This is a genomic window from Roseateles sp. (assembly GCF_039929605.1).
Classification (GTDB): domain Bacteria; phylum Pseudomonadota; class Gammaproteobacteria; order Burkholderiales; family Burkholderiaceae_C; genus Pelomonas.
Genome location: NZ_JBDSQX010000126.1, coordinates 1 through 24,102, shown reverse-complemented (window position 1 = coordinate 24,102; position 24,102 = coordinate 1). Strand labels below are relative to the sequence as shown.

General features: G+C 68.9%; 22 protein-coding genes. 9 read left to right on the top strand and 13 right to left on the bottom strand.

Annotated features, from left to right (window positions below; genetic code table 11):
* Both pyrF and ABIS05_RS17675 read right to left on the bottom strand, forming a co-directional pair.
* The coding region (pyrF, locus tag ABIS05_RS17680; protein WP_348012820.1) for an orotidine-5'-phosphate decarboxylase at positions 1-667 on the bottom strand (667 nt) is incomplete at its 3' end.
* A 5-nt stretch (positions 668-672) separates the two neighbouring features.
* Positions 673-2,910, bottom strand: a complete 2,238-nt coding sequence (locus ABIS05_RS17675) for an EAL domain-containing protein (protein ID WP_348012819.1) — start codon at positions 2,908-2,910, stop codon at positions 673-675.
* Between the two features lie 69 nt (positions 2,911-2,979).
* On the opposite strand from ABIS05_RS17675, the gene ABIS05_RS17670 reads away from it, so the two are divergent.
* The gene (locus ABIS05_RS17670) at positions 2,980-3,489 is read left to right on the top strand and encodes a GNAT family N-acetyltransferase (protein ID WP_348012818.1); all 510 of its coding nucleotides are present in this window, start codon (positions 2,980-2,982) and stop codon (positions 3,487-3,489) included.
* Positions 3,490-3,498: 9 nt separating this feature from the next.
* Here ABIS05_RS17670 and purB read toward each other — a convergent pair whose 3' ends face one another.
* The 4 genes from purB to ABIS05_RS17650 are packed head-to-tail and all read right to left on the bottom strand — an operon-like array spanning position 3,499 to position 8,273.
* A complete protein-coding gene (gene purB / locus ABIS05_RS17665; protein WP_348012817.1) occupies positions 3,499-4,875 on the bottom strand; it encodes an adenylosuccinate lyase in 1,377 nt (458 codons plus the stop codon).
* Positions 4,876-4,915: 40 nt separating this feature from the next.
* Positions 4,916-5,944: a M48 family metallopeptidase gene (locus ABIS05_RS17660; RefSeq protein WP_348012816.1), complete on the bottom strand. Its 1,029-nt coding sequence runs from the start codon at positions 5,942-5,944 to the stop codon at positions 4,916-4,918.
* Positions 5,944-7,077: a DUF898 family protein gene (locus tag ABIS05_RS17655; RefSeq protein WP_348012815.1), complete on the bottom strand. Its 1,134-nt coding sequence runs from the start codon at positions 7,075-7,077 to the stop codon at positions 5,944-5,946. Before ABIS05_RS17655 ends, ABIS05_RS17660 begins: the two co-directional genes overlap by 1 nt.
* Positions 7,078-7,079: 2 nt before the next feature.
* On the bottom strand, positions 7,080-8,273 hold the full coding sequence (locus tag ABIS05_RS17650; RefSeq protein ID WP_348012814.1) for a YjgN family protein: 1,194 nt from the start codon (positions 8,271-8,273) through the stop codon (positions 7,080-7,082).
* A 198-nt stretch (positions 8,274-8,471) separates the two neighbouring features.
* Here ABIS05_RS17650 and ABIS05_RS17645 point away from each other — a divergent pair, with 198 nt between their 5' ends.
* Positions 8,472-9,095, top strand: coding sequence for a glutathione S-transferase C-terminal domain-containing protein (locus ABIS05_RS17645; RefSeq protein ID WP_348012813.1), 624 nt, complete (start codon positions 8,472-8,474; stop codon positions 9,093-9,095).
* Here the strand turns inward: ABIS05_RS17645 and ABIS05_RS17640 are convergent, their stop codons facing one another.
* The gene (locus ABIS05_RS17640; protein WP_348063297.1) at positions 9,096-9,788 is read right to left on the bottom strand and encodes a hypothetical protein; all 693 of its coding nucleotides are present in this window, start codon (positions 9,786-9,788) and stop codon (positions 9,096-9,098) included. It abuts the gene before it with no gap.
* Between the two features lie 60 nt (positions 9,789-9,848).
* Positions 9,849-11,501 carry an FMN-binding glutamate synthase family protein gene (locus ABIS05_RS17635; RefSeq protein WP_348012811.1) on the bottom strand — a complete coding sequence of 551 codons (1,653 nt, stop codon included), beginning with the start codon at positions 11,499-11,501 and terminating at the stop codon, positions 9,849-9,851.
* A 130-nt stretch (positions 11,502-11,631) separates the two neighbouring features.
* Here ABIS05_RS17635 and sppA point away from each other — a divergent pair, with 130 nt between their 5' ends.
* Together sppA and ABIS05_RS17625 are read left to right on the top strand one after the other, a co-directional pair.
* Positions 11,632-13,512: a signal peptide peptidase SppA gene (gene sppA, locus ABIS05_RS17630; protein WP_348012810.1), complete on the top strand. Its 1,881-nt coding sequence runs from the start codon at positions 11,632-11,634 to the stop codon at positions 13,510-13,512.
* Between the two features lie 22 nt (positions 13,513-13,534).
* Positions 13,535-15,304 (top strand): zinc ribbon domain-containing protein, encoded by a 1,770-nt coding sequence (locus tag ABIS05_RS17625; protein WP_348012809.1) that lies wholly within the window; start codon positions 13,535-13,537, stop codon positions 15,302-15,304.
* An 80-nt stretch (positions 15,305-15,384) separates the two neighbouring features.
* Here ABIS05_RS17625 and ABIS05_RS17620 read toward each other — a convergent pair whose 3' ends face one another.
* Positions 15,385-16,011, bottom strand: a complete 627-nt coding sequence (locus ABIS05_RS17620; RefSeq protein WP_348012808.1) for a glutathione S-transferase family protein — start codon at positions 16,009-16,011, stop codon at positions 15,385-15,387.
* 120 nt (positions 16,012-16,131) lie between these two features.
* Here ABIS05_RS17620 and ABIS05_RS17615 point away from each other — a divergent pair, with 120 nt between their 5' ends.
* Entirely contained in the window at positions 16,132-16,758 is a 627-nt protein-coding gene (locus ABIS05_RS17615) for a DUF6515 family protein (RefSeq protein WP_348012807.1), read from the top strand.
* 10 nt (positions 16,759-16,768) lie between these two features.
* Here ABIS05_RS17615 and ABIS05_RS17610 read toward each other — a convergent pair whose 3' ends face one another.
* Entirely contained in the window at positions 16,769-17,680 is a 912-nt protein-coding gene (locus tag ABIS05_RS17610; protein ID WP_348012806.1) for an Mrr restriction system protein, read from the bottom strand.
* A 103-nt stretch (positions 17,681-17,783) separates the two neighbouring features.
* Entirely contained in the window at positions 17,784-18,764 is a 981-nt protein-coding gene (locus ABIS05_RS17605) for an XdhC family protein (protein WP_348012805.1), read from the bottom strand.
* A 94-nt stretch (positions 18,765-18,858) separates the two neighbouring features.
* On the opposite strand from ABIS05_RS17605, the gene ABIS05_RS17600 reads away from it, so the two are divergent.
* Complete coding sequence (locus ABIS05_RS17600) at positions 18,859-19,341, top strand: nuclear transport factor 2 family protein (protein ID WP_348012804.1); 483 nt, start codon at positions 18,859-18,861, stop codon at positions 19,339-19,341.
* A 10-nt stretch (positions 19,342-19,351) separates the two neighbouring features.
* On the opposite strand, the gene ABIS05_RS17595 is transcribed toward ABIS05_RS17600, so the two are convergent.
* Both ABIS05_RS17595 and ABIS05_RS17590 read right to left on the bottom strand, forming a co-directional pair.
* Positions 19,352-20,209, bottom strand: coding sequence for a hypothetical protein (locus tag ABIS05_RS17595; RefSeq protein ID WP_348012803.1), 858 nt, complete (start codon positions 20,207-20,209; stop codon positions 19,352-19,354).
* Positions 20,210-20,361: 152 nt separating this feature from the next.
* A complete protein-coding gene (locus ABIS05_RS17590) occupies positions 20,362-20,898 on the bottom strand; it encodes a DUF924 family protein (RefSeq protein WP_348012802.1) in 537 nt (178 codons plus the stop codon).
* A gap of 147 nt (positions 20,899-21,045) precedes the next feature.
* Between ABIS05_RS17590 and ABIS05_RS17585 the strand changes: the two genes are divergently transcribed.
* From ABIS05_RS17585 to ABIS05_RS17575, 3 genes are all read left to right on the top strand, one after another.
* Positions 21,046-21,369, top strand: coding sequence for a BON domain-containing protein (locus tag ABIS05_RS17585; RefSeq protein WP_348012801.1), 324 nt, complete (start codon positions 21,046-21,048; stop codon positions 21,367-21,369).
* 123 nt (positions 21,370-21,492) lie between these two features.
* The gene (locus tag ABIS05_RS17580; protein WP_348012800.1) at positions 21,493-22,575 is read left to right on the top strand and encodes an acyltransferase family protein; all 1,083 of its coding nucleotides are present in this window, start codon (positions 21,493-21,495) and stop codon (positions 22,573-22,575) included.
* A 183-nt stretch (positions 22,576-22,758) separates the two neighbouring features.
* The coding region (locus ABIS05_RS17575; RefSeq protein WP_348012799.1) for a ferritin-like domain-containing protein at positions 22,759-24,102 on the top strand (1,344 nt) is incomplete at its 3' end.

The window sequence follows — 24,102 nt, the reverse complement described above, 5'->3', positions numbered from 1 at the left end:
CGGCCGCATCGCCCCCCTGCGCGCCGACGCCCGGTACCAGCAAGGCCAGCGTGGGCGCAAGTTCGCGCACGCGGGCAATCTCCGCGGGGTAGGTGGCGCCCACGACCAAGCCGAGCTGGCCGTTGCGGTTCCACTGGCTTTCGGCCAGCTGGGCCAGGTGCTCGAACAGGCGCGGCTGGCCGGGCACGTCGGCCAGCCGCTGCATCTGCCAGTCGTCACCACCCTTGTTGGAGGTGCGGCACAGCAGGATGGCGCCTTTGCCCTCGTAGGCGAGGTAGGGCTCGATGGAGTCGAAGCCCATGAAGGGCGACAGCGTCACGGCGTCGGCCTGGTAGCGCACGAAGCACTCGCGGGCGTACTGCTCGGCGGTGGCGCCGATGTCGCCGCGCTTGGCGTCGAGGATGACGGGCACGCCGGGCGCGACGTCATGGATGTGCGCGATGAGGCGCTCGAGTTGGGCTTCGGCACCGTAGGCGGAGAAGTAGGCGATCTGCGGCTTGAAGGCGCAGACGAGGTCCTTCGTGGCATCGACGATGGCCGCGCAGAAGTCGTAGAACTTGCTCGCGTCGCCGGCCCAGGCGCCGGGCAGCTTGCCCGGTTCAGGGTCGAGGCCGACGCACAGGCGGGATTGGGGGGTCAGGGCTTGAAGCTGGGCAGTGAAGCTCATGGAACTCATGGAAGGGCGGCGTAGGCAGAGGCGGGCGCAGTGCGGGCGAGCACGAATTGTGCAAAAGCCTCGGCCGGCAGCGGGCGGCTGAAGAGATAGCCCTGCACGGCCTGGCAGCCCTGGCGGTGCAGGAAGGCGAGCTGGCCTTCGGTCTCGACGCCTTCGGCGATGGTCTGCAGGCCGAGCGCGCCGGCCATGCGAATGACGGCGTCGACGATGGCGCGATCCTCGGCATCGTCGGTCAGGTCGCGCACGAAGGACTGGTCGATCTTGAGCTTGCTGACGCGGAACTTCTTCAGGTAGCTGAGCGAAGAGTAGCCGGTGCCGAAGTCGTCGATGGCCAGGCGCACGCCGCGCTCGTGCAGCTTGTTCATGACGGTGATGGCCACGCTGGGGTTGTCCATCGCGGCGCCCTCGGTCAGCTCCAGCTCCAGGCGCTCGGCGGGCATGCCGACGTCGCCCAGTACACGCTCGACGAGTTCCGGCAGGTCGTCATGGCGGAACTGCACCGCCGACAGGTTCACCGCCATCGACAGCTCCGGCAGGCCGGCGTCGTCCCAGCGGCGCAGCTGGTTGAGCGCCTCGCGCAGCACCCACTCGCCGATGGGCAGGATCAGGCCGGAGGTTTCGGCAATGGGGATGAACTCGGCCGGCGACACCCAGCCCAGCTCGGGGTGGTGCCAGCGCAGCAGCGCCTCGGCACCGACGATGCGGGTCTGGCCATCGTCTGCCAACGCGAATTGCGGCTGGTAATGCAGGCTGAGCTGGTGGCGCTCCTGCGCGCGGCGCAGCGCGTTCTCCAGCAGCAGCGCGCGGGCCGATTGGGCCTGCATCTCGCTCGTGAAGAAGCGGTAGGCGTTGCGGCCGTCGCGCTTGGCGCGGTACATGGCCGCGTCGGCGCATTTGCACAGCGTGTCGAAGTCGTCGCCGTCGGTCGGGAACATCGCGATGCCCATGGACGGCGTGACGGTCAGCTCCTGCTGGCCGACCTGGAAGGGCGCGCTGGCCAGGGCCATCAGCTTGGTGGCCAAGTGGGCCGCACCCGCGATGTCGGTCAGCGGCAGCACCAGCACGAACTCGTCGCCGCCCATGCGGGCGACGGTGTCCTGCTCGCGCACGGCAGCGCGCAGGCGCGCGGCGAGCTGGTTCAGCAGCGCGTCGCCGGTGCGGTGGCCCAGCGAGTCGTTGACGTTCTTGAAATGGTCCAGGTCCAGGAAGAGCACGGCCAGCGGCTCGTCGCCGCGGCGGGCGATGTCGATGGCCTGGCTGGCGCGGTCGGCCAGCAGGTGGCGGTTGGGCAGGCCGGTCAGGCCGTCGAACAGCGCCAGGCGCTCGGCGCGCGCTTCGGCCGCCTGCTGCTCGGCGACCTTGAGCTCCAGCGCCGCGACGGTCTGGCTGAGCTGCTCGGTGCGCTGCTGCACGAGGGCTTCCAGCAGGGCCTTGGCCTGCACCAGCTCGGCTTCGGCCTGCTTGCGGGCGCTGATGTCTTGCGTGATCCAGATGGAGCCGCGCGACAGGTCGCTGCGGTCGATGGCCTTGCTGCGCACCTCGCAAAAGATGGATGTGCCGTCCTTGCGGGCGAGCAGCATCTCGGCGTGGAAGGCGTCACCGCGCGCGAGTGGCTCGTAGCAGGCGTCGCCGGCGGCCTTCCAGTCCTCGTCGCTGAGGTACCACCGGCGCGACAGCTGGCCGTCGAGCTCGCCGGGCTCGTAGCCGAACAGCTGCTCGAAGGCGCGGTTGCAGCGCGTCACGCGGCGGCCGCGCAGGAAGACGATGCCGACCATCGCATGGTCGAAGATGAGCTGCTGCTCGGCGTGCAGGTCGGAAAGTGCCCCGTCGGCGAGCTTGCGTTCGTTGATGTCATCGACGATCCAGATCGAACCGTCGGCCGGGTCGTCGGCGTGGATGAGGCGGCCCGTCAGGTGGGCCCAGAACAGCTCGCCGTTCTGGCGCCGCATCAGCTGCTCGCTGCGGAAGGTTTCGCCGGTGGCCAGCATCGGGTAGGCGCGGCGGCCGAGGTCGCGGGCGTCCTCTTCGCTCCCGTACAGCTCCACGCTGCTGCGGCCGACGGCAGCTTCGGGGCTGTCGAAGCCGAAGATCTGGGCGTAGCGCTCGTTGCAGCGCACCAGCGTGCGGGCTTTCACGAAGACGACGCCGACGCCGGCATTCGCCAGAATGACGTCCAGCTCCCGCAGCGCCTGGCTTAGCGCGGGGTTGTCGCTGGAGTCGGGCGCGGAGCTCATGAAGGTCTATGAGGCGGCGTGCTGGCGGGCGGCGTGAAATTTGAGCATGACCCGCTATTGTCCGATCTGATGCACATCCTGAACACCGAGCGCCTGTCGCTGCGTGAATTCACACCGCTTGATGCGGCCTTCCTGCTGCGGCTCGTCAACGAGCCCGGCTGGCTGCGCAACATCAGCAACCCCGGCGTGCGCACGCTGGACGATGCCCTCACCTGGGCCGAGGGGCGGCTGTTCAAGCCCTACCGCGAACTGGGCCACGGCTTCTGGGCCGTCGAGCGGCGGCAGGACGGCCTGCTGCTCGGCATGTGCGGCCTGTACAAGCGGCCCGTGCTGCCCGCGCCCGACATCGGTTACGCGCTGCTGGCCGAGCACGAAGGGCGGGGCTACGCGCTGGAAGCGGCACGCGGCTGCGTGGCCCATGCGCGTGACGTGATGGGCTGGCCGACGCTGATGGCCATCACCGCCGTGGACAACCCGGCCAGCGTGGCGCTGCTGGGCAAGCTGGGCTTCGTCGAGCAGGGCCAGGAGCAACTCGAGGGCTACAACGAGCCCTCGAGGGTGTTCAAGCTGGCGCTGTGATCGGAACGATCAGATGCGCTTGGCCAGGTCTTGCGCGATGCCCGTATAGCTGCCCGGCGTCATCTTCATCAGCCGCGCCTTCTCGGCCTTGGGCAGGTCCAGCCCCTCGATGAAGGCGCGGATGGATTCCTGCGTGATGGCCTTGCCACGCGTCAGCTCCTTGAGCTGCTCATACGGGTTGGGCAGGCCGAAGCGGCGCATCACCGTCTGGATGGGCTCGGCCAGCACTTCCCAGGCTGAATCGAGGTCCTCGGCCAACGCGGCTTCGTTCACTTCCAGCTTGCCCAGGCCCTTGGCCAGAGAGTCGTAGCCGAGCAGCGCATAACCCAGGCCGACGCCCATGTTGCGCAGCACGGTGGAGTCGGTCAGGTCACGCTGCCAGCGGCTCACCGGCAGCTTCTGGCTCAGATGCGTCAGCACGGCGCTGGCGAGGCCGAAGTTGCCTTCCGCGTTCTCGAAATCGATCGGGTTGACCTTGTGCGGCATCGTCGAACTGCCGATCTCGCCGGCTTTGGTGCGCTGCTTGAAGTAGCCCAGCGAGATGTAGCCCCAGACGTCGCGCGACCAGTCGATGAGGATGGTGTTGGCGCGCGTGAAGGCGTCGAACAGCTCGGCCATGTAGTCGTGCGGCTCGATCTGGATGGTGTACGGGTTGAAGCTCAGCTTCAGCTGCTTCTCGATGACCGTCTTGGAGAAGGCTTCCCAGTCGTGCTTGGGCCAGGCCGACAGGTGGGCGTTGAAGTTGCCGACCGCGCCGTTCATCTTGGCCAGCGGCTTGACGGCGGCGATGCGCGCGCGCGCCGTCTGCAGGCGGGCCACGACGTTGGCGATCTCCTTGCCCACCGTCGTCGGGCTGGCCGTCTGGCCGTGCGTGCGGCTCAGCATCGGCACGGCGGCGAACTGGTGGGCCATGCCGCGCAGCTTGGTCGTTATGCCGTCCAGCGCCGGCAGCATGACCTCGTCTCGCGCGGCCTTCAGCATCAGTGCGTGGCTGGTGTTGTTGATGTCTTCGCTGGTGCAGGCGAAGTGCACGAACTCACCGGCGGCCAGCAACTCCGGCTGGCCCTCGAAGCTGCGCTTGATCCAGTACTCGACCGCCTTCACATCGTGATTCGTCGTGCGTTCGATGGCCTTGATCGCTTCGGCGTCGGCCTCGCTGAACTTCTTCACCAGCCGGCGCAGGCGTGAGCGGGCGCTAGAGGACAGCGGCTTGAACTCCTTGAAGCCGGCGTCCGACAAGGCGATGAACCACTCCACCTCGACCTGCACGCGGCGGTGCATCAGGCCGTACTCGGACAGCAGCGGGCGCAGCGCCGCGACCTTGGCGGCGTAACGGCCGTCCAGCGGTGAGAGGGCGCTGATGGCGGAGTATTCGGACGTGGTCATAGCAGGCCGGCAGATCGTGGGAAACCCGCGATTCTAGTTTTCACGGCTTGCTGAAGAAGCGCACCCGCTCTTCGTCGGCCGGATGTGACGAGATCGCGATGGCCACGGGGTTGTTGCCCACGGTCGCCTCGTTCTTCTTGGCGATGCGCTCGAAGAACACCGCCATGCGCGAGGCGTCCACGCCGCCGGCCCGCGCCAGCGTGCGGGCATAGAGGTCGGCTTCGCGCTCGTTGTCGCGCGAGTAGGCGTTGCTGGCGAGCAGGGCCGGTGCCGCCGCGAGCAGCGTGGAGAAGTCGCCCACGACCACCGAGGCGACCACGCCGATGGCGCCTGCCCGCAGCATCAGCCGCAGGCCGTGGCGGTGCTCGACATGGCCGAGCTCATGTGCCAGCACGGTCAGCACCGCGTCGGGCTCGTCGGCCAGCAGTTCGAGCAACTTGTCGGTGATGACGATGTCGCCGCCCGGCAGTGCAAAGGCGTTGGGCCCGAGCGCCTTGCCGCCGTCGCGAAAGTGGATCTCGAAACGCTCCGGCACGGCCGGGCCGCCGTGGGCACGCGCCTTGTTCACGGCCATGGCCCAGCGCTGGCGCCAGACCTGCTGCTTGTCGGCCGAGAGCCCACTGGGCTTGAGCCATTCGCCGTCCAGCCCGCTCAGCAGATGCTCGCCGAGCCGGTGTTCTGCTGAGCGTGGCAGCACGTCGACGGCGCGGTCCACGGCCCAGGGCAGGCCCCAGCGGTAGCCCGCCAGAAGGCTGGCGACCAGCAGCACCAGCGACAGCACCGCCAGCCGCCAGCTCTGCTGCCACTGCACCACGGCGCTGTCGCGGCGGCCCGAGGCCAGCGCCCAGGCGTCGAAGGCCTCCGCGTCGGCAAAGCTCAGCAGGCCGCCGCCGGGCAGCAAGACCTGGCGCTGGCCATGGCGCTGGCGCTCGGGCCAGGTCAGGCTGCGCAGCGGTGCCGTCTGATCGCCGAAGTGCAGCGTGGCGCTGTCGAGCCAGACCTCCACCGGCCGCGCGCGGGCGCTGCGGCCGTCGAACCAGTCGGCCTCGATGCGGAGGGAGTTGTCCATCACAGGCCCAGGTCGATGCCGAAGAAGTCACCCGCGAAGTCGCCAGCCGCGTGGTCGTCGCGAGCAGCCTCGTCACCGGCCAGGGCATCGAGGTCGATGGTCGTCTCAAGCGCCACGGCCTCCAGCCGCAGCCGGGCCGTCGCAACGGCTGCAAAGGGCCGGTACAGCCCCAGCGTGATGACCATCAACAGCCAGTTCTTCAGCGTCAGTCGGGCCAGATCCATCGTCTCCAGATCGCTCTTGAACATGACGCCCTCGCTGGCCGTGCGTGACCAGGCCATGTTTTGCAGCCCCGCCGTGAAGGCAGAACTGACCCAGACATAGGCCGCCCCGTACACCAGGGCCACGCCGGCAATAGGCACCCAGCTGCCGGCCCCACGCAGGGACGGCAGCAAGACGGCCGCGACGACGCCCGCGATGACGACGGCGATGCCGCCCATGAAGCCGGCGCGAAAGCTCAAGCCGTAGACCTGCGACGGCTCAAGCCAGGTGCGCGTCTGCAGGTGGGCAAATCGGTAGTGGCTGTGCTGGTAGCGCTTGGCCAGGCCGAGCGTCCAGGGCACCATGAAGTTGAAGGCCAGCGCCCCGATGCCGGCCAGCACGCGCAATCCGGTGTCGGCGTCCGCTGGCACGACCACCAGGAGAGCCAGCGGAATGCTGACGGGCAGGAACGCGAGATAAGCCCCGGCCATGTCACCCGCGAAGCCGAAGCGCAGGCCGCGCCAGCTGGTGTGCGTCAGCCGGAAGCGCATGCCCGCACGCCACAGCGGCGGCCACAGCAGCAGCAGGGCGAAGAAGGCGAGCCCGCCCAGCACCACCGAGAAGTTGCTCAGGCCGCCGTACAGCCCCATCAGCACCACCAGCAGCAGGAAGCCGCGGAACATCTTCCACGGGTCGCCGTGGAAGCTCAGCGCCTGGCCGTCGACCAGCGTGTTTGCATAGAAGTAGCGGATGCGCCGCGCCTTGGCGAAGGGCAGGTACAGGCCCAGCGTGACGAGGATGAGCAGCAGGTTGACAGACCAGATGCGGAAGTACTCGCTGCCGGAGCCGGTGAAGCGGATCTCCAGCGTGCGCGGCGCCGCAGTAGCCGCGGGTTGGGCGGCAAAGCCGAGCTCCAGGCGAGGTTGCTCCATGCTCACAGCCCCATGTCGATGCCGAAGAAGTCACCGGCGACGTCACCGGTGGCGTCGGCATGGCTGGCCAGGCTCGCAGCCACCCAGTCGGCCGGGTCTTCCAGGCTTTCGATCTGCACGGCCTCCAGGCGCAGGCGCGCGGTGGTCACGGCGGCGAAGGGCCGGTACAGGCTCAGCGTCAGCGCCGTCAGCAGCCAGTTCTTCAACGTCAGGCCGAACAGCGGCCGGAAGCGCAGCTCGCTGCGGAAGGACAGCGCCGCGCTGCGCGTGTTGTTCCAGGCGAGGTTCTGCATGCGGGCGGCGCCGTAGGGCATCACGACGGAGAACGCCAGCAGGTAGACCAGCAGGGCGATGGCCATGAAGCCCGCCTGGGCGAAGGGCGACGACGCGTTCGGCCTGAAGCCGGTTGCGGCATACACGGCAAAGCCCAGCAGGCCCACGACCAGCGCCGCCAGCAACAGGCCAGCAATGGACACGCCCACCAGCTTCAGGCTCAGCAGATAAACGCGACCGCTGCTCAGATCAAGGCGCGCCTGCTGGCCGGCAATGCGGTAGCCCTTGTGCTGGTAGCGCTTGAACATCGCGAAGGACAGGGGCGACAGCAGCATCACGACACCCATCGCCACCAGACTGATGAGGCCATAGGCCTTGACGGCCTCACCCTCGCTGGCGCCGTCCGGCACCATCAGGCGCGACCACACCATGAAGACGATGAGCGGCAGATAGGTGGGCGCGCAGGCCAGGTAGGCGTCCTTCAGTGCGCCCTCGAAGCGCATGCGCAGGCCGCGCCAGCTGGTGTTGCCGAGGCGGAACTGCAGGGAGGCCCGCCACAGTGCCGGCCAGACGGCGCACAGGACCAGGAAGGCCACGAGGGCGGCCGTGGCCGACACCTTGCCGGCGGCGGTGTAGGCGCCCATCAACACGACCATCAGCACGAAGCCGCGGAACATCTTCCACGAGTCGCCGTGGAAGCTCAGTGCCTGGCCGTCGACCAGCGTGTTGGCATAGAAGTAGCGGATGCGCCGCGCCTTGGCGAACGGCAGGTACAGGCCCAGCGTGACCAGAATCAGCAGCAGGTTGACCGACCAGATGCGGAAGTACTCGCTGCCGGAACCCGTGAAGCGGATTTCTAGGACACGCGGCGCAGGCGCCGACGGGACGTGGGCCGCGTCAAAGGCGGCATTGATGTCTGACATGGGGTCTCCCTGATGAATCGCCACCGTCTTGGCGGTGGATCGGGCAGCACTCTGGCCGCCCCTCGCCCGGCTGGCAACCCCCGCTTCCCAGGGGGCTTGTCTGCCTGGCCCGACAGGCCTTTTTCACGGCCGGGCCGCACGGGGCCGCTCGCTAGAATCGTTTCGACCTGTGACCCCCAGTTCCTGCCTATGCCCGCGATGAAGTTGATCGGTTCTCTCGCCAGCCCCTACGTGCGCAAGGTGCGCATCGTCATGGCCGAGAAGAAGCTCGATTACCAGTTGGTGCTGGAAGATGTCTGGGGCAGTGACGCCATCCTGAAGATGAACCCGCTGGGCAAGGTGCCCTGCCTCGTCATGGAGGGCCAGGACTCGATCACCGGCGCCGTGTTCGACTCGCGCGTCATCGTTGAGTACGTGGACACGCTGTCCCCCGTAGGCAAGCTCATCCCCGACCGCGGCCGCGAGCGCTGCGAGGTGCGCACCTGGGAGGCGCTGGCCGACGGCATCGTCGACGCGGCCCTCTTGGCCCGGCTGGAGAGCACCTGGGCCCACCGCCCGGCCGAGCAGCGCAACCCCGCCTGGATAGACCGTCAGATGGCCAAGGTGACGGCGGCGCTGGCGGCGATGAGCCAGGGCCTGGGCGACAGGCCCTGGTGCTCGGGCAACCACTTTTCGCTGGCCGACATCTCGCTTGGCTGCGCCCTGGGCTGGCTGGCCTTCCGCTTCCCGGAGATCACCTGGCGCGAGGACTACCCCAACCTGGCGCGCCACATGGACAAGCTGTCCCAGCGCCAGAGCTTCATCGACAGCGTCCCGAGCTGATCAGGCGATCAGCAACTCGCGCGATCGCACATGTAGCAGGCGCACCAGGCGCCAGATGCGGCGTTCGATCTCGGCGGTCTCCAGCTTCCACAGCGTCGCGATCTCGGCCAGCAGCAGGCCTTGCGCCAACAGCGTCAGCAGGTGGCGGCTGGACTGGTCGATCTGCCGACCGGCGGGCGTGGTGTCCAGAGGCGCTGCAGGCTGGCAGGCCGTCACCAACGGGCTGCGCTCGATGCCGAAGGCGGCCAGGGCCAGGCGGGCGAGCGGCGGGTTGAGCATGGCGCGGCGGTCGTGCAGCCGCGTGATCGACTCGACCAGCCCGCCTCGGCTACCGTCGTCGACGTGATAGGCATTGGCCCCAGCGCTCAAGGCGGCGAACAGCTGCAGGTCGTCGGCGGTCGGCGTCAGCAGCAGCAGTTGGGGCCGCACCGGCAAGCGGCCGAGCTCGTGGGCGACGCGCATCGCGTGCGCGTCCATCAGGCGCAGGTCGCTGGCGACGATGTCGGGCGCCAGCGAGGCAATCTCCGCCAAGGCGTCATTGAAATGACCCTGGCTGCCGGCCAGCTCGATGCCATTGGCCTGCAGCAGCAACGAGCGCGTGCGCTGCAAGGTGGTCTCGCTGAGGCGGAGGAGGTAGACGGTGGGCATGAACAGCAGAGAAGGCGGCGCGATTGTGCGCGTTTTGGCCTTCATCCCCCTAAGTTGTAGACGCTATTCCGCCTCAACCCCCGCGTCCGGGCGGTTGCCCTGTCATCAAGCTGTCCGCCCGATGCTGCCCTGCGGCGCAAAGCTGTGGGCGCTGGCCAGCGGCCAGTAGATCTTGAAGGTGTTGTGCGGCATCTCGCCACGCAGCACGGCGCCGGGTTCGACGAAGGGCAGCAGGTTGGCCAGCAGCTTGACCTCGTGCTTGTCCAGCCGGTGCACGATGTGCTGGGCGGTGATCTCCTGCGGGTGGCACAGGCCGGCGGCCTCGACGAGTTCCTTCAGCGCCTTCAGCGTGCCCTGGTGGAAGTTGGCCACGCGCTGGGCCTTGTCAGGCACGACGATGGCGCGCTGGCGCTGGGCGTCCTGCGTCGTCACGCCGGTCGGGCAGTGGCCGGTGTGGCAGGCCTGGGCCTGGATGCAGCCGAGCGCGAACATGAAGCCGCGGCCCGAGTTGCACCAGTCCGCGCCCAGGGCCATCAGGCGCACGAGATCGAAGGCCGTCGTGACTTTGCCGGCGCAGCCGATCTTGATCTTGTCGCGCAGGTTCAGCCCGACCAGCGTGTTGTGGATGAGCAGCAGCCCCTCCTGCAGCGGCGCGCCGACGTAGTTGGTGAACTCCAGCGGCGCCGCACCCGTGCCGCCCTCGGCGCCGTCGACGACGATGAAGTCCGGCGTGATGCCGGTCTCCAGCATGGCCTTGGCCAGCGCGAACCATTCCCAGGGGTGGCCGATGCAGAGCTTGAAGCCGGTCGGCTTGCCGCCCGAGAGGGTGCGCAGTTGTTCGATGAACTGCATCATCTCGATGGGTGTCGAGAAGGCGCTGTGGCGGGACGGCGAGATGCAGGCCACGCCCTCGGGCACGCCGCGCGCGGCGGCGATCTCGGCCGTGACCTTGGGGCCGGGCAGCACGCCGCCATGGCCCGGCTTGGCGCCCTGGCTGAGCTTGAGCTCGATCATCTTGACCTGCGGGTCCACCGCGGCGGCCTGGAACTTCTCGGCGCTGAACGAGCCGTCGTCGTTGCGGCAGCCGAAATAACCCGAGCCGATCTCCCAGATCAAGTCACCGCCATGCACGCGGTGATGGGCGCTGATCGAGCCCTCGCCGGTGTCGTGCGCAAAGCCGCCCTGCTTGGCGCCCTTGTTCAAGGCCAGGATGGCGTTGGCGCTGAGCGCGCCGAAGCTCATCGCCGAGATGTTGAAGACGCTGGCCGAGTAGGGCTGGGCGCGGCTGGCGCCGATGGTGATGCGGAAGTCGTGGCTGGTGAGATGAGTCGGCGCCAGCGAATGGTTGATCCACTCGTAGCCGCGCGCGCCGACGTCGAGCTGGGTGCCGAAGGGCCGCTGGTCGGGGTCGCCCTTGGCGCGCTGGTAGACGATGGAGCGCTGGGCCCGCGAGAAGGGCGCGGCGTCGTTGTCGCCTTCCACGAAGTACTGGCGCATCTCCGGGCGGATGAACTCCAGCAGGAAGCGCAAGTGGCCGATGACGGGATAGTTGCGCAGGATGGAGTGGCGCGTCTGGCGCACATCGCGCAAGCCCAGCAGCGCCAGCGCCAGGAACACCAGCACCAGCGCGCCATTGGCGAGGTCACCCATCCAGCGGATGGCGAAGAACAGCGCCAGCAGGCCGCACAACACCCAGGTCAGATATCGCAGCGGGAAATGCTGGTTGAGGCGTCTCGTCCAGCGGGGCCAAGCAAGCATGTGGGGTTCTTTCAACCGTGACTTGCAGAGCTTAAAGCCCAGGGAGCCTGAGTGGCAGAGGGCGTAGCCCTCTGCCACTCAGGCTCCCAGCGCCACAATCGCCGCGCATCAACCCTCAAGGTCTCCGTCGATGAAGTCCGTGTTCTCCGCAATCGGTTGGTTCTTTTCCAAGGCCTGGTGGCTGCTCGACGGCACGCGCCGGGCGCTGACGAATCTCTTCGTGCTGCTGCTACTCGTCATCATCGTGACAGCGTTGCTGACCCGTGGCTCCAAGCCCTTGGCCGACAAGACGACGTTGGTGGTCAAGCTGGACGGCAGTCTCGTCGAGCAGTTCTCCGGCAGCCCGCGCGAGCAGCTGATGGCCCAGGCCCAGGGCCGCAACGTGCCGCACCAAACGCGCCTGCGCGATGTGCTCGCCGCGCTGGACCAGGCGGCCAAGGACGACAAGATCGGCGCCGTGCTGCTGGACGTGGAAGACCTGGGCGGCGCGGGCCTCGCCGGCCTGCACGAGGTGAGCGCGGCACTGCAGCGCTTCAAGGCCTCGGGCAAGCCAGTGCTCGCCTACGCCGACAGCTACAGCCAGCGCGGCTACTTCTTGGCCGCGCAGGCCAGCGAGGTCTACGTGCACCCCATGGGCACGGTCATGATCGAAGGCTTCGGCCGCCACCGCACCTACTACAAGGACGCCCTGGACCGCCTGGGCGTGACGGCCCACGTCATCAAGGTCGGCACCTACAAGAGCTTTGCCGAGCCCTACACCGCCACCGGCCCCAGCCCCGCCACGCTGGAGGCCGAGGGCCTGGTCTACGGCGAGCTGTGGAGCGGCTTCACCGGCGCCATCGAGACGGCGCGCAAGCTGGAGGCCGGCAGCATCGCCAAGACCATCGCCGAGCTGCCGCAGCGCCTGGCCGCCGTGAAGGGCGACCCGGCCCAGCTGGTGCTGCAGAGCAAGCTGGTGGACGGCCTGAAGACGCGCGATGAGATGCGCGCGCTGCTGATCAGAAAAGGCGCCAAGGACGAACAAAGCAAGAGCTTCCGCCAGGTGTCGCTGAACGAGTACCTGGCCTACGTGAAGGACGCCGGCACGCCGAGCAAGCTGCAGCCGGGCGTGGGCATCGTCGTGGCCGAGGGCGAGATCGTCGACGGCGATGCGGGCCCCGGGCGCATCGGTGGCGACTCGACCGCCCGCCTCATCCGCAAGGCGCGCGAGGACGACGCCATCAAGGCCGTCGTGCTGCGCGTGAATTCGCCCGGCGGGAGCGCCTTCGCGTCCGAGATCGTGCGCCGCGAGCTGGAGCTGACGCGCGCGGCCGGCAAGCCGGTCGTCGTCTCGATGGGCGACGTGGCGGCCTCGGGCGGCTATTGGATCGCGACCAGCAGCGACGCCGTCATCGCCGACGCCGGCACCATCACCGGCAGCATCGGCGTGTTCGGCATCCTGCCGACGGCCGAGAAGCTGATGGACAAGCTGTCGCTGCACACCGGCGGCGTGACGACGACCTGGCTGGCCGGTGCCGGCGACCCGCGCCGCCCGCTGGACCCACGGCTGGAGGCCGTTATCCAGTCCAACATCGACAACATCTACGGCCGCTTCACTGCGCTGGCAGCCCAGGCGCGCAAGAGCACGCCCGAGAAGATCGATGCGGTGGCGCAGGGCCGCATCTGGACCGGCGCGCAGGCCAAGGAGCGCGGGTTGGTCGACCGGCTGGGCAGCCTGGACGACGCGGTGCAGACGGCGGTGAAGCTGGGCAAGCTGGAGGTGAAAGACGGCGACAAGCCGCGCCTGGTCTACGTGGAGCGCGACATGAGCCGCAAGGAGCGGCTGCTGGCGTCGTTGACCGACGTGGTGGCGCCGCCGCTGGCGCATGCGGTCGGGCAGGCACTGGGGCTGGACGCGCTGCCGGCGCCGGTGGTCGAAGAGCTGGCCACGTTGAGGGAGTTGGCGAAGCAATCGGCGCAAGGAAGGTGGGAAAGGGCGGCGGCGGTGCATTGTTTGTGCGGGGCGCCTTGATCAATCACGGGGAGAGCACCTCATGAGCTATGACTACAGTTCTGCGGGCGCCACGCTGGAGCTGCCCAACCCGTACAGGGTTCAGAACCTGTTCCTGCTGCTGTGCGGCGGCGTGCTCTTCGTCGGCGGCGTGCTGGCGTTGATGCAGGGTCGGCACACGCTGGCCCCCATCCCGCTGGGCATCGGCCTGGCGCTGGTGTTCGCAGCACTGCTGGCCATCGCCGTAGCGGCCAAGCGGCTGCGCTTCTTCTTCGGGCGCGGCCGGCCGCATTCGCTGGCAGTGGACATCCCGCCCACGGCCGATGGCAACTCGCCCGCCGCCGACGCGGTCAAGCGGCTGCTGCGCGAGGGGGCCCTGACCTATCCCGAGCCCACCGGCGCCGTGGAGGGCGTGCTCTACCACTGGGTGCCCAAGCTCATCACGGCGCCGCTGGCCGTGCAGGACCAAGCACGCAGTGCCTTCTTCAATGTTTGCGCCATGGTGGCCGCCTCGCTGAGCTTCGGCGTGGCCTGGGGCGCGTTAGGCACCGAGGCCAGTCGGCCGCTGCTGTCGGTGGCGTATTTCGTCTTCGGCCTGGTCTTCCTGTTGCGGCCCATCCTCGGCGCGGGGCGGGTCAACCTGAGCACCAAGACCCTCGTCATCCTGATCGCGGCGGCCGTCGTCGGCCCGGCCCTGGTGGCGACCGTGCTCAGCAAGGGCCTGCCGACCTTCCAGTTCTCGCTGGCGCCGCAGACCTTCATGCTGTTGATCTCCGGCACGCTGGCCTCGGCCCTGCTGCTGCTCGCCACGCTGCGGCAGGTTGCCGCCCCGCCCGCGACGCAGACGAGCTCCGAGCAGCTGCGCCTGTCACTCAACGTGCCACCCAGCCTGTTGCTGGACGAACTCGAACGCCGCATGCAAGAGCAATGGACCGAGCGCATCCCCAACCGCCGCTACGCTCGCGCCACACCGGTCATCCAGCCCGAGCTGCATTCCGGCTCCTTCAGCGGCGAGCTGCTGGAAGAAACCCAGCCGACGCCCTTGCCGAACATGGTGCCCACCTCCGTCGGCCAGGCGCTCGCCTCGGGTCGTCACTGCTTCCTCGTCAGCCTGGATCTGTACGCCACGCTGCTGACGCTGGCGGCCACCGGCTGCGCCGTCTGGTTCGCGCGCAGCAGCGAGGGCTTGCAGATCCGGGAGCTGCCCTTGCAGTTGGTCGGCGCGTCGTCGATCTTCCTGGTCGTTGCCGGCTTCTGCTTCCGCTCCGCGGCGCAGCTCTGGGGGCGCTTCGACTTCCAGTCCTTCATGACCTGGGTGCAGATGGAGGGCACCTACCAGACGGCCAGCGTCGGCACCGGCAACCAGCTCACCGCCCGGGTGCAGACCAGCAACCAGATCGTCCGCACCGAGGCCATGACGCTGCGCGTCTGGCGCGCCCGCATCGAATCCGTCGTCTTCGGCAAGGACGCCGGCCGGCAGATCACCGCCATGTTCTCCACGGACGCAGAAGCCCGCGAACTCGCCGCCCACTTGAGCGAGTTCGGCCGCAGCCGGGCGAGCCTGGTGGCGCCGGAGAGCGCTGAGGACATGAGCCGCATCGCGGCGCTGGCCCATGCGGAGCGGGCGCTGGCGAACGCGTCGGCCGCGCCGACACTGGCTGGCGAGGCGGCTGCTGCCCTGCTCGGCGCAGCGGCTGGCCCGGCCAAGGCAGGCGCCGCCACGCCAGGGAGCACGAAGTTCTGCCGGCATTGCGGGGCGGTGAACCTCACTGACGCGCGGTTTTGCCAGGGGTGCGGGGAGAGGTTTGAGTGAGTGGGACAGGGAGTTAGGGTTGCTTTTGCTGAAAGCCTGTTGGAGCCTCCCACCAAAGCATCCCGACCCGCCCGTCGAGATCAATACACCGGGTCCTGCAGCCCTTCCTTCGCCACCACCCGCTGCGTCGCCGCCCGGTCGAACACCCGCTTCAGATACGCCCCCAGCGCCGGCCGCGTCTTGGCCGGGTTGACCTGCATGCGCGTCCAGCGGCACAGCATGAAAGCCAGCGGGTCGACCGCCGTGTAGCTGTCACCCAGGAACCAGTCGCCGCCGTGCCGGGCGAGGTGAGCGTCCATCTGGTCCAGCATCGGCGCCACCTGCGCCTCGGCGCGGGCCTTGACCTCGGCCGCGTCGGCGGCCATGCGGTCTGGGTAGAAGTAGTGGATGAGCATGGCCTGCAGCGTGTTGGTCAGCCAGACCATCCACTTGTAGTACTCGGCCCGCTCGGCCGTGCCGGGTGCCGGCGCAAAGCCCGGGTGGCAGTCGGCTAGGTGCATCAGGATGGCGGCCGTCTCGTAGAGCACGAGGTCGCCGTCGACCAGCGTGGGAATCAGCCCGTTCGGATTGAGCTTCAGATAGGCCGGCGACTTGTGCTCGTTGTTGGCGCGGTCCACGACACGCAGCGTGAAGGGGATGCCCAGTTCCTCCAGCAGGATGTGGGGCGCGAAGCTGGCGTTGCTGGGAAAGTAGTGCAGTTCGATCATGGCGGTGACAGGCTGGCGAAGGGGTAGGCAGAGAACTTTACGTCTCTGCAATGCCGCCGCAGTGCACGCGGCGCAGCCTGATGGCGTTGCGATTCCCTCCCGACTCTTGGGTTGAAGACGATGAAGACCTTGATCAGCGCCACCACCGCCGCACTGCTCACGCTGTGCGCCACCCTGCCCGCGCACGCCGATGTGCGCGTGCGCGCCAACATCGGCATGGTGTTCGACAACCGCTACCACCACGACCACTACTACCCCGCGCGCGGCTATGTCGCGCCCTACGTGCCGCGCGGCGCCGTGATCGTCGGCGCAGGCCCCGGCCGCTACTGGTTCCATGGCGGCGTCTGGTACCAGCCCTACGGCCCGCGCTACCGCGTCGTCGCACCGCCCTTCGGCGTGGTCATCCCGCTGCTGCCGCCGTCCTATGTGACGCTGACGCTGGGCGGCATGCCCTACTACTACGCCAATGGCGTGTACTACCGGCCGGTGCCGGAGGGCTATGTCGTGGCAGCGCCGCCGCCTGAGGCCAACACGGCCCAGGTCCAGCCGGCACCGCCGCCCCCTCCGCCGCCCAAGGCCGAACCCATCATCTACCCGCGCAACGGCCAGTCGCCCGAGCAGCTGGAAACCGACCGCCGCGACTGCAACCGCTGGGCGACGACGCAGCCGAATGCGCAGGCCGACAGCAGCGTGTTCAACCGCGCCGTCGACGCGTGCATGGACGGCCGCGGCTACACCATCAAGTGAACCGGCTGCTTCAGCCTCTCGGCGCCAGGAAGTAGATCGGCCTCAGAGGCAGTTGCCGTCTGGCCTGGTCCGAGAGCTTGTCGTAGTGGGCGACCAACAAGTCAAAGAGTTTTTCAAGCCCAATCAAGGTCACTCGACGTTTTTCCTGCGTACGTGCCTCGGTCATCGCGTCCTTCGTGAAGCCTCCCGTACAGACAAAGAGCCCCACGTCCTCATCCCCCAGCACGGCCATGAAGGAACGCAGCCCTTCGACATTGACGGCAACCTGCTGGCGCTTCACCTGCACCTTGATGCGTGGTGATTGCGCTCCGAGCGCGTCCGGGCCAGCCCAGATATCAACGCCGCCATCCTTGCCCGGTGGCGATACCCACGACACGTAATAGCCCATCGCGCGCAGCAAGTCCGCAACCAGCTCTTGAAAGTCATAGGGCTTCATGGCCTGCAAGTAGGTTGAGATTTCAGCCCACGCGCGCTCGTCGGCCTCTTCGAACGTAATGCTGACTTCCTTCGCCGTACTTTCCTGCGCCAGTGGGTCTCCGCTCGTCGCGGCTGCGGTGCTGGGCACTTCGGCGTCGGGCTGTGTGGCCCGCCACTCGTTGTAGAGCTTCACCGCGCGGCGGTAGAAGGCCTCGGGGTCGGTCAGCTCGGCGTGGGCGCGGCGGCCCTCATCGGTGATGTTCCAGATGCCCTTGTCCTTGAGCAGCCAGCCCGCCTTGACGCAATCCACCGTGGCAAACCGGACGATCTTGTCGAACCGCCGCCCGCCCGACTCGTAGTCCTGTGCCTCGTAGGGCGTGAGCGTCACGCGAGCAGCCAGTGCTTCGAGGGCCGCACTGGCGCGCAAGCCCTCCGGCGCAGCCAAAAGCAGGGCAAACAACTCGCGTAGCAATTCGCCAGTACGGCGACGGGTGATTTCGGCCATGAGCGCTCCTGAGCAGGCTGTCTGGTCATGAGTAGACAGGATGGCAGAGGTGACCATTCGGTCGCACCCTGCGGACGCGCGATTCTCGGGGAGGTGCGCGTTGCTATGTCGCGCAGCCCGGCTCGGAGCGAGCGCCAGCCGCCCGGTAACGAACGGCGGTCATCTCCGCCAGGATGCTCAACGCAATCTCCGGCGGTGTGCGGGCGCCGATGTCCAGGCCCACCGGGCCGTGCAGGCGGTCGAGCTGCCCGTCGGTCAGGCCGAAGTGCTCGCTCAGCCGCGCGCGGCGCTTGGCCTGGTTGACGCGGGAGCCGATGGCGCCGACGTAGAAGGCGGCGCCCTTCAGCGCCTCCATCAGCGCGAGGTCGTCGAGCTTGGGGTCGTGCGTCAACGCGACGATGGCCGTCGCGCCGTCGGGCTTGAAGGCCATGACGACGTCGTCGGGCATGTCGCGGGTCAGTGCCACGCCTTGCAATACGAAGCCGTCGGCGTACTCGGCGCGCGGGTCGCACACCGTCACGCCGTAGCCGAGCGCGAGCGCCATCTGCGCGAGGTAGTCGGTCATCTGGCCGGCGCCGATGACGAGCAGCCGCCATTGCGGGCCGTGGTGGCTGATGAGCTGGGTTTCGGTCACCGTCAGCGTGTCGGCACCGGGCTCGGCATCGGCCAGCGTGGCCGCGCCAGTCGACAGGTCCAGCGTGCGGCGAACGCGCTCGCCGCGAGTCAGGTGGGCCAGCAGTTCGTCAAGGCCCGACTGCGGGCCCAGCGGCTCCAGCATCAGCTCCAGCGTGCCGCCGCAGGGCAGGCCGAAGCGGCGTGCCTCCTCGGCGCCAACGCCGTAACGCAGCGGCGTGGGCCTGTCGAGTTGCAGGCTGCCGGCACGCAGCTGGGCGATGAGGTCGTCCTCGATGCAGCCGCCGGACACGGAGCCGGCGATCAGCCCGTCGTCGCGCACCGCCACCAGCGAGCCCACCGGCCGGGGCGCCGAGCCCCATGTACGGGTGATCGTGCCCAGCACGACGCTGCGCAACTCGGCGCGCCAGCCGGCGGCCGTGCGCAATACGTTGAGATCGAAGTTGTCCATGGCTTGCTGGCAGGTCGGGCGCGACCATACCGCGAACCGGTTTCGCCTGCAGAACGGGGTTTCCTACACTCATCGTCCCTCTCGGAAAGACCCCATGAAACAAGCCCTCCTCTCAAGCTTCCTGGCAGTCGCACTGGCCGGCCCCGCGTTGGCCCAGGTGCCGGTTCACGCCAACGCCGATCACGCACAACTGCTGGCCAGCGCTGACCCCAGGCTGGCGGCCAACAAGCGCCTCGTCTACGACTTCTGGCGCGAGGTGTTCGAGGGTGGGCATATGGAGCGGGTGGACCGCTATCTGGCCGAGTCCTACATCCAGCACAACCCGTCGGTGCCGACGGGGCGCGCCGGCTTCGTGGCAGTGTTCTCGCAGATCGCCATGCCCAAGCCCATCGAGGACCGCGTCAAGGCGCCGCTGGTGGCCATCACGGCCGAAGGCGATCTCGTCATCCTCAGCTTCGTCAGAGAGCAGCCGGACCCGAAGGACCCGGCGAAGAAGTACACGACGACCTGGTTTGACATGTTCCGCATCGAGAACGGCAAGATCGCCGAGCACTGGGACCCGGCGACCAAGCGCTGACCTCGCGGGCTCACCAGGCGAAGCTCGCGCCGAGCTGGCCGTAGGTGGCTTGCGTGCCCTGCGGGCCATGGCTGCGGCCGATGGCGGGCGCCAGCGTCCAGCCGCCGCCCACCGGCACCGCAGCCTTGAGCTGGGCGGTGCGCAGGCTGCCGCCGTCCTGCAGGCGGTCCACCATCACCTCCGTGCTGACGGCGACTTGGTTATCAAAACGCCAGGTAGCGCCAACCTGCGAGCTGCGCGCCAGGGCCAGCTCGTCGCGATTGACGACGGAGGGGCGCGGCTGCAGCAGGCCCAGAGCGCCAGCCGAGCCGGCCTGCGTCGTCGTCTCGCTGACCTTGTAGCGGTTGCGCAGCGTCGCGCCGTAGACCGTGAGCTGCTTGCCAACCGCAACAGCGCCGTGCACGCCGACGCCATGGCCACGCAGGCGCTGGTCGGTTGTCGCGTTACGCAGCTTGGCGCTGCGATGCGTGGCGTCCACGCCGACGCTCACGCCGTCCACCGGCCGCACGTCGGCGGCGGCCGCCCAATCCGTCTGGTTGAAGGCGCTGCCGTCACGGCGGCGGGTAGCGTCCAGCGTCGCTGCCCAAGCCTTGCCGGCCACGCCGACGCCAGCGCTGAACTGCTTGGGCCGATAGGTGCGGCCGGTGGCGGCGTCCTGGCTGCGCGACGTGCCCGCGCCGACGTTGACCCAGGCGCGGTCGCCCACGGGCAGGCTCAGCGAGGCCGCCGCCTGCTGATTTTTCTGCGAGTCACGTTGAGCGGCGACGCTGACAGCGCGCCGACCGGCGTTGGGTGCCGGCTCGTCAGCGTGGGCAAGAACGGGCAGCGCCAGCAGGGCGGCAAGCGCGGTAACGGAAAGACGGGACATGACGGGCTCCTCGGTTGTTGGGGGGCCTCTTGTCTGGTGGCCCCTTCAACCTGCACAACGCCCGCCGCGCCGCCTTCCTTCCCGCCCGATGCAAATGCTTACGGAAGGGTCTTGCTGGGCATGGCCGCCCGGCTGCGGCCGTCAGGCCAGCCTTAGAAGCTGGAGCCGGGCTGCTTCAGGAACTCCACTTCTTCCGCCGTCGACGGGCGGCCCAGGATGGCGTTGCGGTGCGGGTAGCGCCCGAAGCGGTCAACGATGGCGCGGTGCTTGAGCTCGAAGTCATGCGTGTGCTGCGGCGCCCGGTCCTTCATCAGCGGCTCGCCCACTGCGTGGATGGCGGCGGACTCGCTGTGCATCCAGGGCATGTAGAGGAAGGAGCGCTGATCGAACTGCAGTTGCAGGTCGGCCCCGGCGGCGACGGCCTCCTGGGCGAGGGCCAGCGCGAGCGGGTCGGCCGCGAAGGAACGCGGCGTGCTGCGATGGATGTTGCGGGAGAACTGGTCCAGCACGATGACCTCCGCCAGGCGGCCCTCGGGCGTCGCGCGCCACTCGAACAGTTCGCAGCGAATGGCCTGTTCGTGCAGCGCGCCGAAGCGACCGCGCACCTGTTCATCGAAGACGGGGTTGGCGGCCCACCAGTCGGCGGGGCGGATTTCCTGGAACCAGAAGGTGAGGACGGTGTGCGGCATGGCGCCACGATAGCCCGTCCATGGTGGCTAGGAAATCTCCTACAGCTCAAGCTCGTTTCGCCCGGCAGCGTGCACAAGCCAGGCTGCCTAGATTTGCATCTGTGGCGACGCGCATCGGGCGCGTCCGTTCCCTCGAAAGGACAACTCATGAAGTTCTCTAAGCTCGCCTCCCTGATCGTCGTCGGTGCCCTGGTCGGCCCCATGGCCGCTTATGCGGCTGACGAGAAGCCCACTGCCACCGCCAAGACCTGGGTCAAGGACTCGGTCGTGACGACCAAGATCAAGGCGCAGCTGGCCGGCAGCAAGATCTCGTCGCTGGCCATGGTCCACGTCGAAACCGACGCTAACGGCTGGGTGCAGCTGACCGGCAAGGTCGCCACGGCCACCGAGAAGGACCGCGCCGAGAGCATCGCCAAGGCGGTGGAAGGCGTGAAGTCGGTTGACAACCAGCTGATGGTTTCGGCCAAGTAAGGCCGGGCGACGCGCAAGGTTCTCACCGTTGTTACGGGCATATAACGAGGCCGCACCGGTAGAATTTCACGTATCCGACCAACGGGCCTGCATTGCGCAGGCCCGTTTCTTTTATGTCTGCCGATGTCCACGCCCTCCCGCCGACTGCCGCACATTGACGCCCTGAAGGCGCTAGCCGCCCAAGTCATCGTGCTGCACCACCTGGCCAGCTACGGCCCGATTGCCGACGCCGCGCACGCCGCGCTGCCGCTGCTGGCCGGCGTCATGCACGAGTACGGCCGCATGGCGGTGCAGGTCTTCCTGGTCGTCGCGGGCTTTCTCAGCGCGCGTGCCTTGTCGCCCCGGGGCGGCGCGCTGCGGGCCGGCGTGCCGAAGTTGCTGTGGCGGCGCTATCTGCGCCTGGCGCTGCCTTTTCTGGCTGCGCTGGCGCTGACGCTCGGCGCCAGCGGCCTCATCGTGTCGTCCTCGCCCGAGCTGGTGCCGGCCGACATCAGCGCCGGCCAGCTGCTCGCGCACGCGCTGCTGCTGCACGACGTGCTGGGCTACGAGGCGCTGACGGTGGGCGCCTGGTACGTGGCCATCGACCTGCAGCTCTTCGCCATGCTCGTGGGCCTGCTGTGGCTGGCGCGGCGCGGCTGGCGGCACCCGAGCCGCCTCGTCGTCGGGCCGCTGCTCGTGGCCGCCCTCGCGGTGGCCTCGGCCTTCGTCTTCAATCGCGACGCGGCACTGGACGCCTACGCGCCCTACTTCTTCGCCGCCTACGGCCTGGGCGCCCTCGTGCACTGGTTCAGTCTCTCGCGCCACCGCCGCGCCGGCCTCGTGCTGCTGGCCGTGGCCTTTGGCGCGGCGCTGTGGCTGGACTGGCGCGACCGCCTGGCGCTGGCGCTGGCCACCGCGCTGTGGCTGGCCTGGGCCGAGGCGCGCCACGCGCGCGGCCTGCCGCTGCTGCCGGCGCGCTGGGCCGAAGCCATGTCCACCTGGGCCGCGCCGTCCTACGCGCTGTTCCTGGTGCACTTCCCGGTGTTGCTGCTGACGAACGCGCTGATGACCCAGTTGGACAGCCCCCCGCCCGCCGTCGGCCTGTCGCTGCTCGTCGCGACCTGGGGGCTGGCCAATGCCCTGGCCCGGCCTTTCCATCGCTGGGTGGAAGCCCCGGCCGCGCGCTTCGATCCACTGATCTGGCTGCCCCCGCTGCGCACGGCTTGAGCCTCAGGGCTCTGAAACTTTAGAAGCAGCGCAGCCGCTGCTCGGCCATCGGTGCTCGTGTGGTGTTGCGCCGCACAGGTCTGGCAGGCCGTGTTCGCGCAAGGCGACATCCCCGTGCAGCCATGGGGGCGTCTCGCCCGGGCCGCGTGCTAATGTCGCTCGCGCCCTTTTAGCCGCAACCCCATGACGAGCCCATCCCACGCTGCCGCGCCCAGCCGCGAGCAACTGCTGCACAGCCTCTACGAGGCCGCCGAGTTGGAGCACAACCTGATGTGCACCTACCTCTACGCGGCCTTCAGCCTGAAGCAGGGCGAAGCGGAAGGGCTGGCGCCCGACGAAGCCGAGGCCGCCGAACGCTGGCGGCGCGAGATCGTCGCCGTCGCCGTCGAGGAGATGGGGCACCTCGTCGCCGTCTGGAACATCACGGCGGCGCTGGGCGGCGCGCCGCGCATCGGCCGCGGCAACTTCCCGCTCGACCCCGGCTATCTGCCGGCCAGCGTCGTCGTCAAACTCGCGCCCTTCAGCGATGCGACGCTGCAGCACTTCATCTACCTGGAGCGCCCCGACGGCAGCACCGAGGCCGATGGCGAAGGCTTTGCCGCCGAGCGCCAGTTCTCGCGCAACGCGGTGGCGCCGCGCATCACGCCGATGGCGCGCGACTACGAGACCGTCGGCCACTTCTACGCCACGCTGTCCGCCGACCTGCAGGCTTTCGTGGCCGAACACGGCGAGGCCGCGACCTTCTGCGGCGACCGCGCGCTGCAGTTGGGCCCAGCGGAACTCAACCTCTGCGGCGCCCGACAGGTGCTGTGCTCCAAGACCGCGCTGGCGGCCTTCGACGCCATCGTGCGCCAGGGCGAGGGCGCGCCCAGTGACAGCGAGGCCTCGCACTACCAGCGCTTTGCCGCCATCCGCACCGAGCTGGCCGCGCTGCGCGCCGCGAACGCGGCCTTCGCGCCCGCCTGGCCGGCCGCGACCAACCCGGTGCTGCGCCGCCCGCCGCGCCCCGAAGGCCGGGTCTGGCTGGAAGACGCCGCAGCGGCCGCCACCGTGGACATCGCCAACGCCAGCTACGGCCTGATGCTGCGCCTGCTGGCCCAGGCCTATCTGCTGCCCGGGCCCTCTGCCGAGAAGAGCCTGACCGTCGACCTGGCACTGGGCCTGATGCGCGCCTTCACGCCGCTGGCCGAGCACGCCGCCCGCCTGCCAGCCGGACCCAGCAACCCCGGCTGCCACGCGGGCGCCAGCTTCACGACGCTGCGCGACGCGGCCGCCATGCCGCCCGGCCCGGCCGCGCGCCGCTTCGTCCTCGAACGACTGGCCCAGCTGGCCGATGCCGCCACCGATCTGCACGTGCAACTGGGCGCCGAGCGCACCGGCCGCGCCGCCGACCAGTTGCAGGGCCTGCGTGAGCGCGCCGAACGCGGGCTGGACCTGAGCGCGCCCGTGCCCTCTGCCGCCGCCGCGCCCTCACCCGCCGAGGCCGCGCCGCCGCCGCCCGCGCCTCCCACCGAGATGCAAGACGGC

What these genes read in the sequence shown, in the direction of transcription:
- ABIS05_RS17585 (WP_348012801.1), top strand. Translation starts at nt 21,046, where the DNA reads ATGAAGTTCTCTAAGCTCGCCTCCCTGATCGTCGTCGGTGCCCTGGTC.
- ABIS05_RS17675 (WP_348012819.1), bottom strand. Translation starts at nt 2,910, where the DNA reads ATGAGCTCCGCGCCCGACTCCAGCGACAACCCCGCGCTAAGCCAGGCG.
- ABIS05_RS17615 (WP_348012807.1), top strand. Translation starts at nt 16,132, where the DNA reads ATGAAGACCTTGATCAGCGCCACCACCGCCGCACTGCTCACGCTGTGC.
- ABIS05_RS17610 (WP_348012806.1), bottom strand. Translation starts at nt 17,680, where the DNA reads ATGGCCGAAATCACCCGTCGCCGTACTGGCGAATTGCTACGCGAGTTG.
- ABIS05_RS17655 (WP_348012815.1), bottom strand. Translation starts at nt 7,077, where the DNA reads ATGGAGCAACCTCGCCTGGAGCTCGGCTTTGCCGCCCAACCCGCGGCT.
- ABIS05_RS17645 (WP_348012813.1), top strand. Translation starts at nt 8,472, where the DNA reads ATGAAGTTGATCGGTTCTCTCGCCAGCCCCTACGTGCGCAAGGTGCGC.
- ABIS05_RS17650 (WP_348012814.1), bottom strand. Translation starts at nt 8,273, where the DNA reads ATGTCAGACATCAATGCCGCCTTTGACGCGGCCCACGTCCCGTCGGCG.
- ABIS05_RS17635 (WP_348012811.1), bottom strand. Translation starts at nt 11,501, where the DNA reads ATGCTTGCTTGGCCCCGCTGGACGAGACGCCTCAACCAGCATTTCCCG.
- ABIS05_RS17640 (WP_348063297.1), bottom strand. Translation starts at nt 9,788, where the DNA reads ATGAAGGCCAAAACGCGCACAATCGCGCCGCCTTCTCTGCTGTTCATG.
- purB (WP_348012817.1), bottom strand. Translation starts at nt 4,875, where the DNA reads ATGACCACGTCCGAATACTCCGCCATCAGCGCCCTCTCACCGCTGGAC.
- ABIS05_RS17590 (WP_348012802.1), bottom strand. Translation starts at nt 20,898, where the DNA reads ATGCCGCACACCGTCCTCACCTTCTGGTTCCAGGAAATCCGCCCCGCC.
- ABIS05_RS17600 (WP_348012804.1), top strand. Translation starts at nt 18,859, where the DNA reads ATGAAACAAGCCCTCCTCTCAAGCTTCCTGGCAGTCGCACTGGCCGGC.
- ABIS05_RS17580 (WP_348012800.1), top strand. Translation starts at nt 21,493, where the DNA reads ATGTCCACGCCCTCCCGCCGACTGCCGCACATTGACGCCCTGAAGGCG.
- ABIS05_RS17620 (WP_348012808.1), bottom strand. Translation starts at nt 16,011, where the DNA reads ATGATCGAACTGCACTACTTTCCCAGCAACGCCAGCTTCGCGCCCCAC.
- ABIS05_RS17595 (WP_348012803.1), bottom strand. Translation starts at nt 20,209, where the DNA reads ATGTCCCGTCTTTCCGTTACCGCGCTTGCCGCCCTGCTGGCGCTGCCC.
- sppA (WP_348012810.1), top strand. Translation starts at nt 11,632, where the DNA reads ATGAAGTCCGTGTTCTCCGCAATCGGTTGGTTCTTTTCCAAGGCCTGG.
- ABIS05_RS17670 (WP_348012818.1), top strand. Translation starts at nt 2,980, where the DNA reads ATGCACATCCTGAACACCGAGCGCCTGTCGCTGCGTGAATTCACACCG.
- ABIS05_RS17605 (WP_348012805.1), bottom strand. Translation starts at nt 18,764, where the DNA reads ATGGACAACTTCGATCTCAACGTATTGCGCACGGCCGCCGGCTGGCGC.
- ABIS05_RS17660 (WP_348012816.1), bottom strand. Translation starts at nt 5,944, where the DNA reads ATGGACAACTCCCTCCGCATCGAGGCCGACTGGTTCGACGGCCGCAGC.
- ABIS05_RS17625 (WP_348012809.1), top strand. Translation starts at nt 13,535, where the DNA reads ATGAGCTATGACTACAGTTCTGCGGGCGCCACGCTGGAGCTGCCCAAC.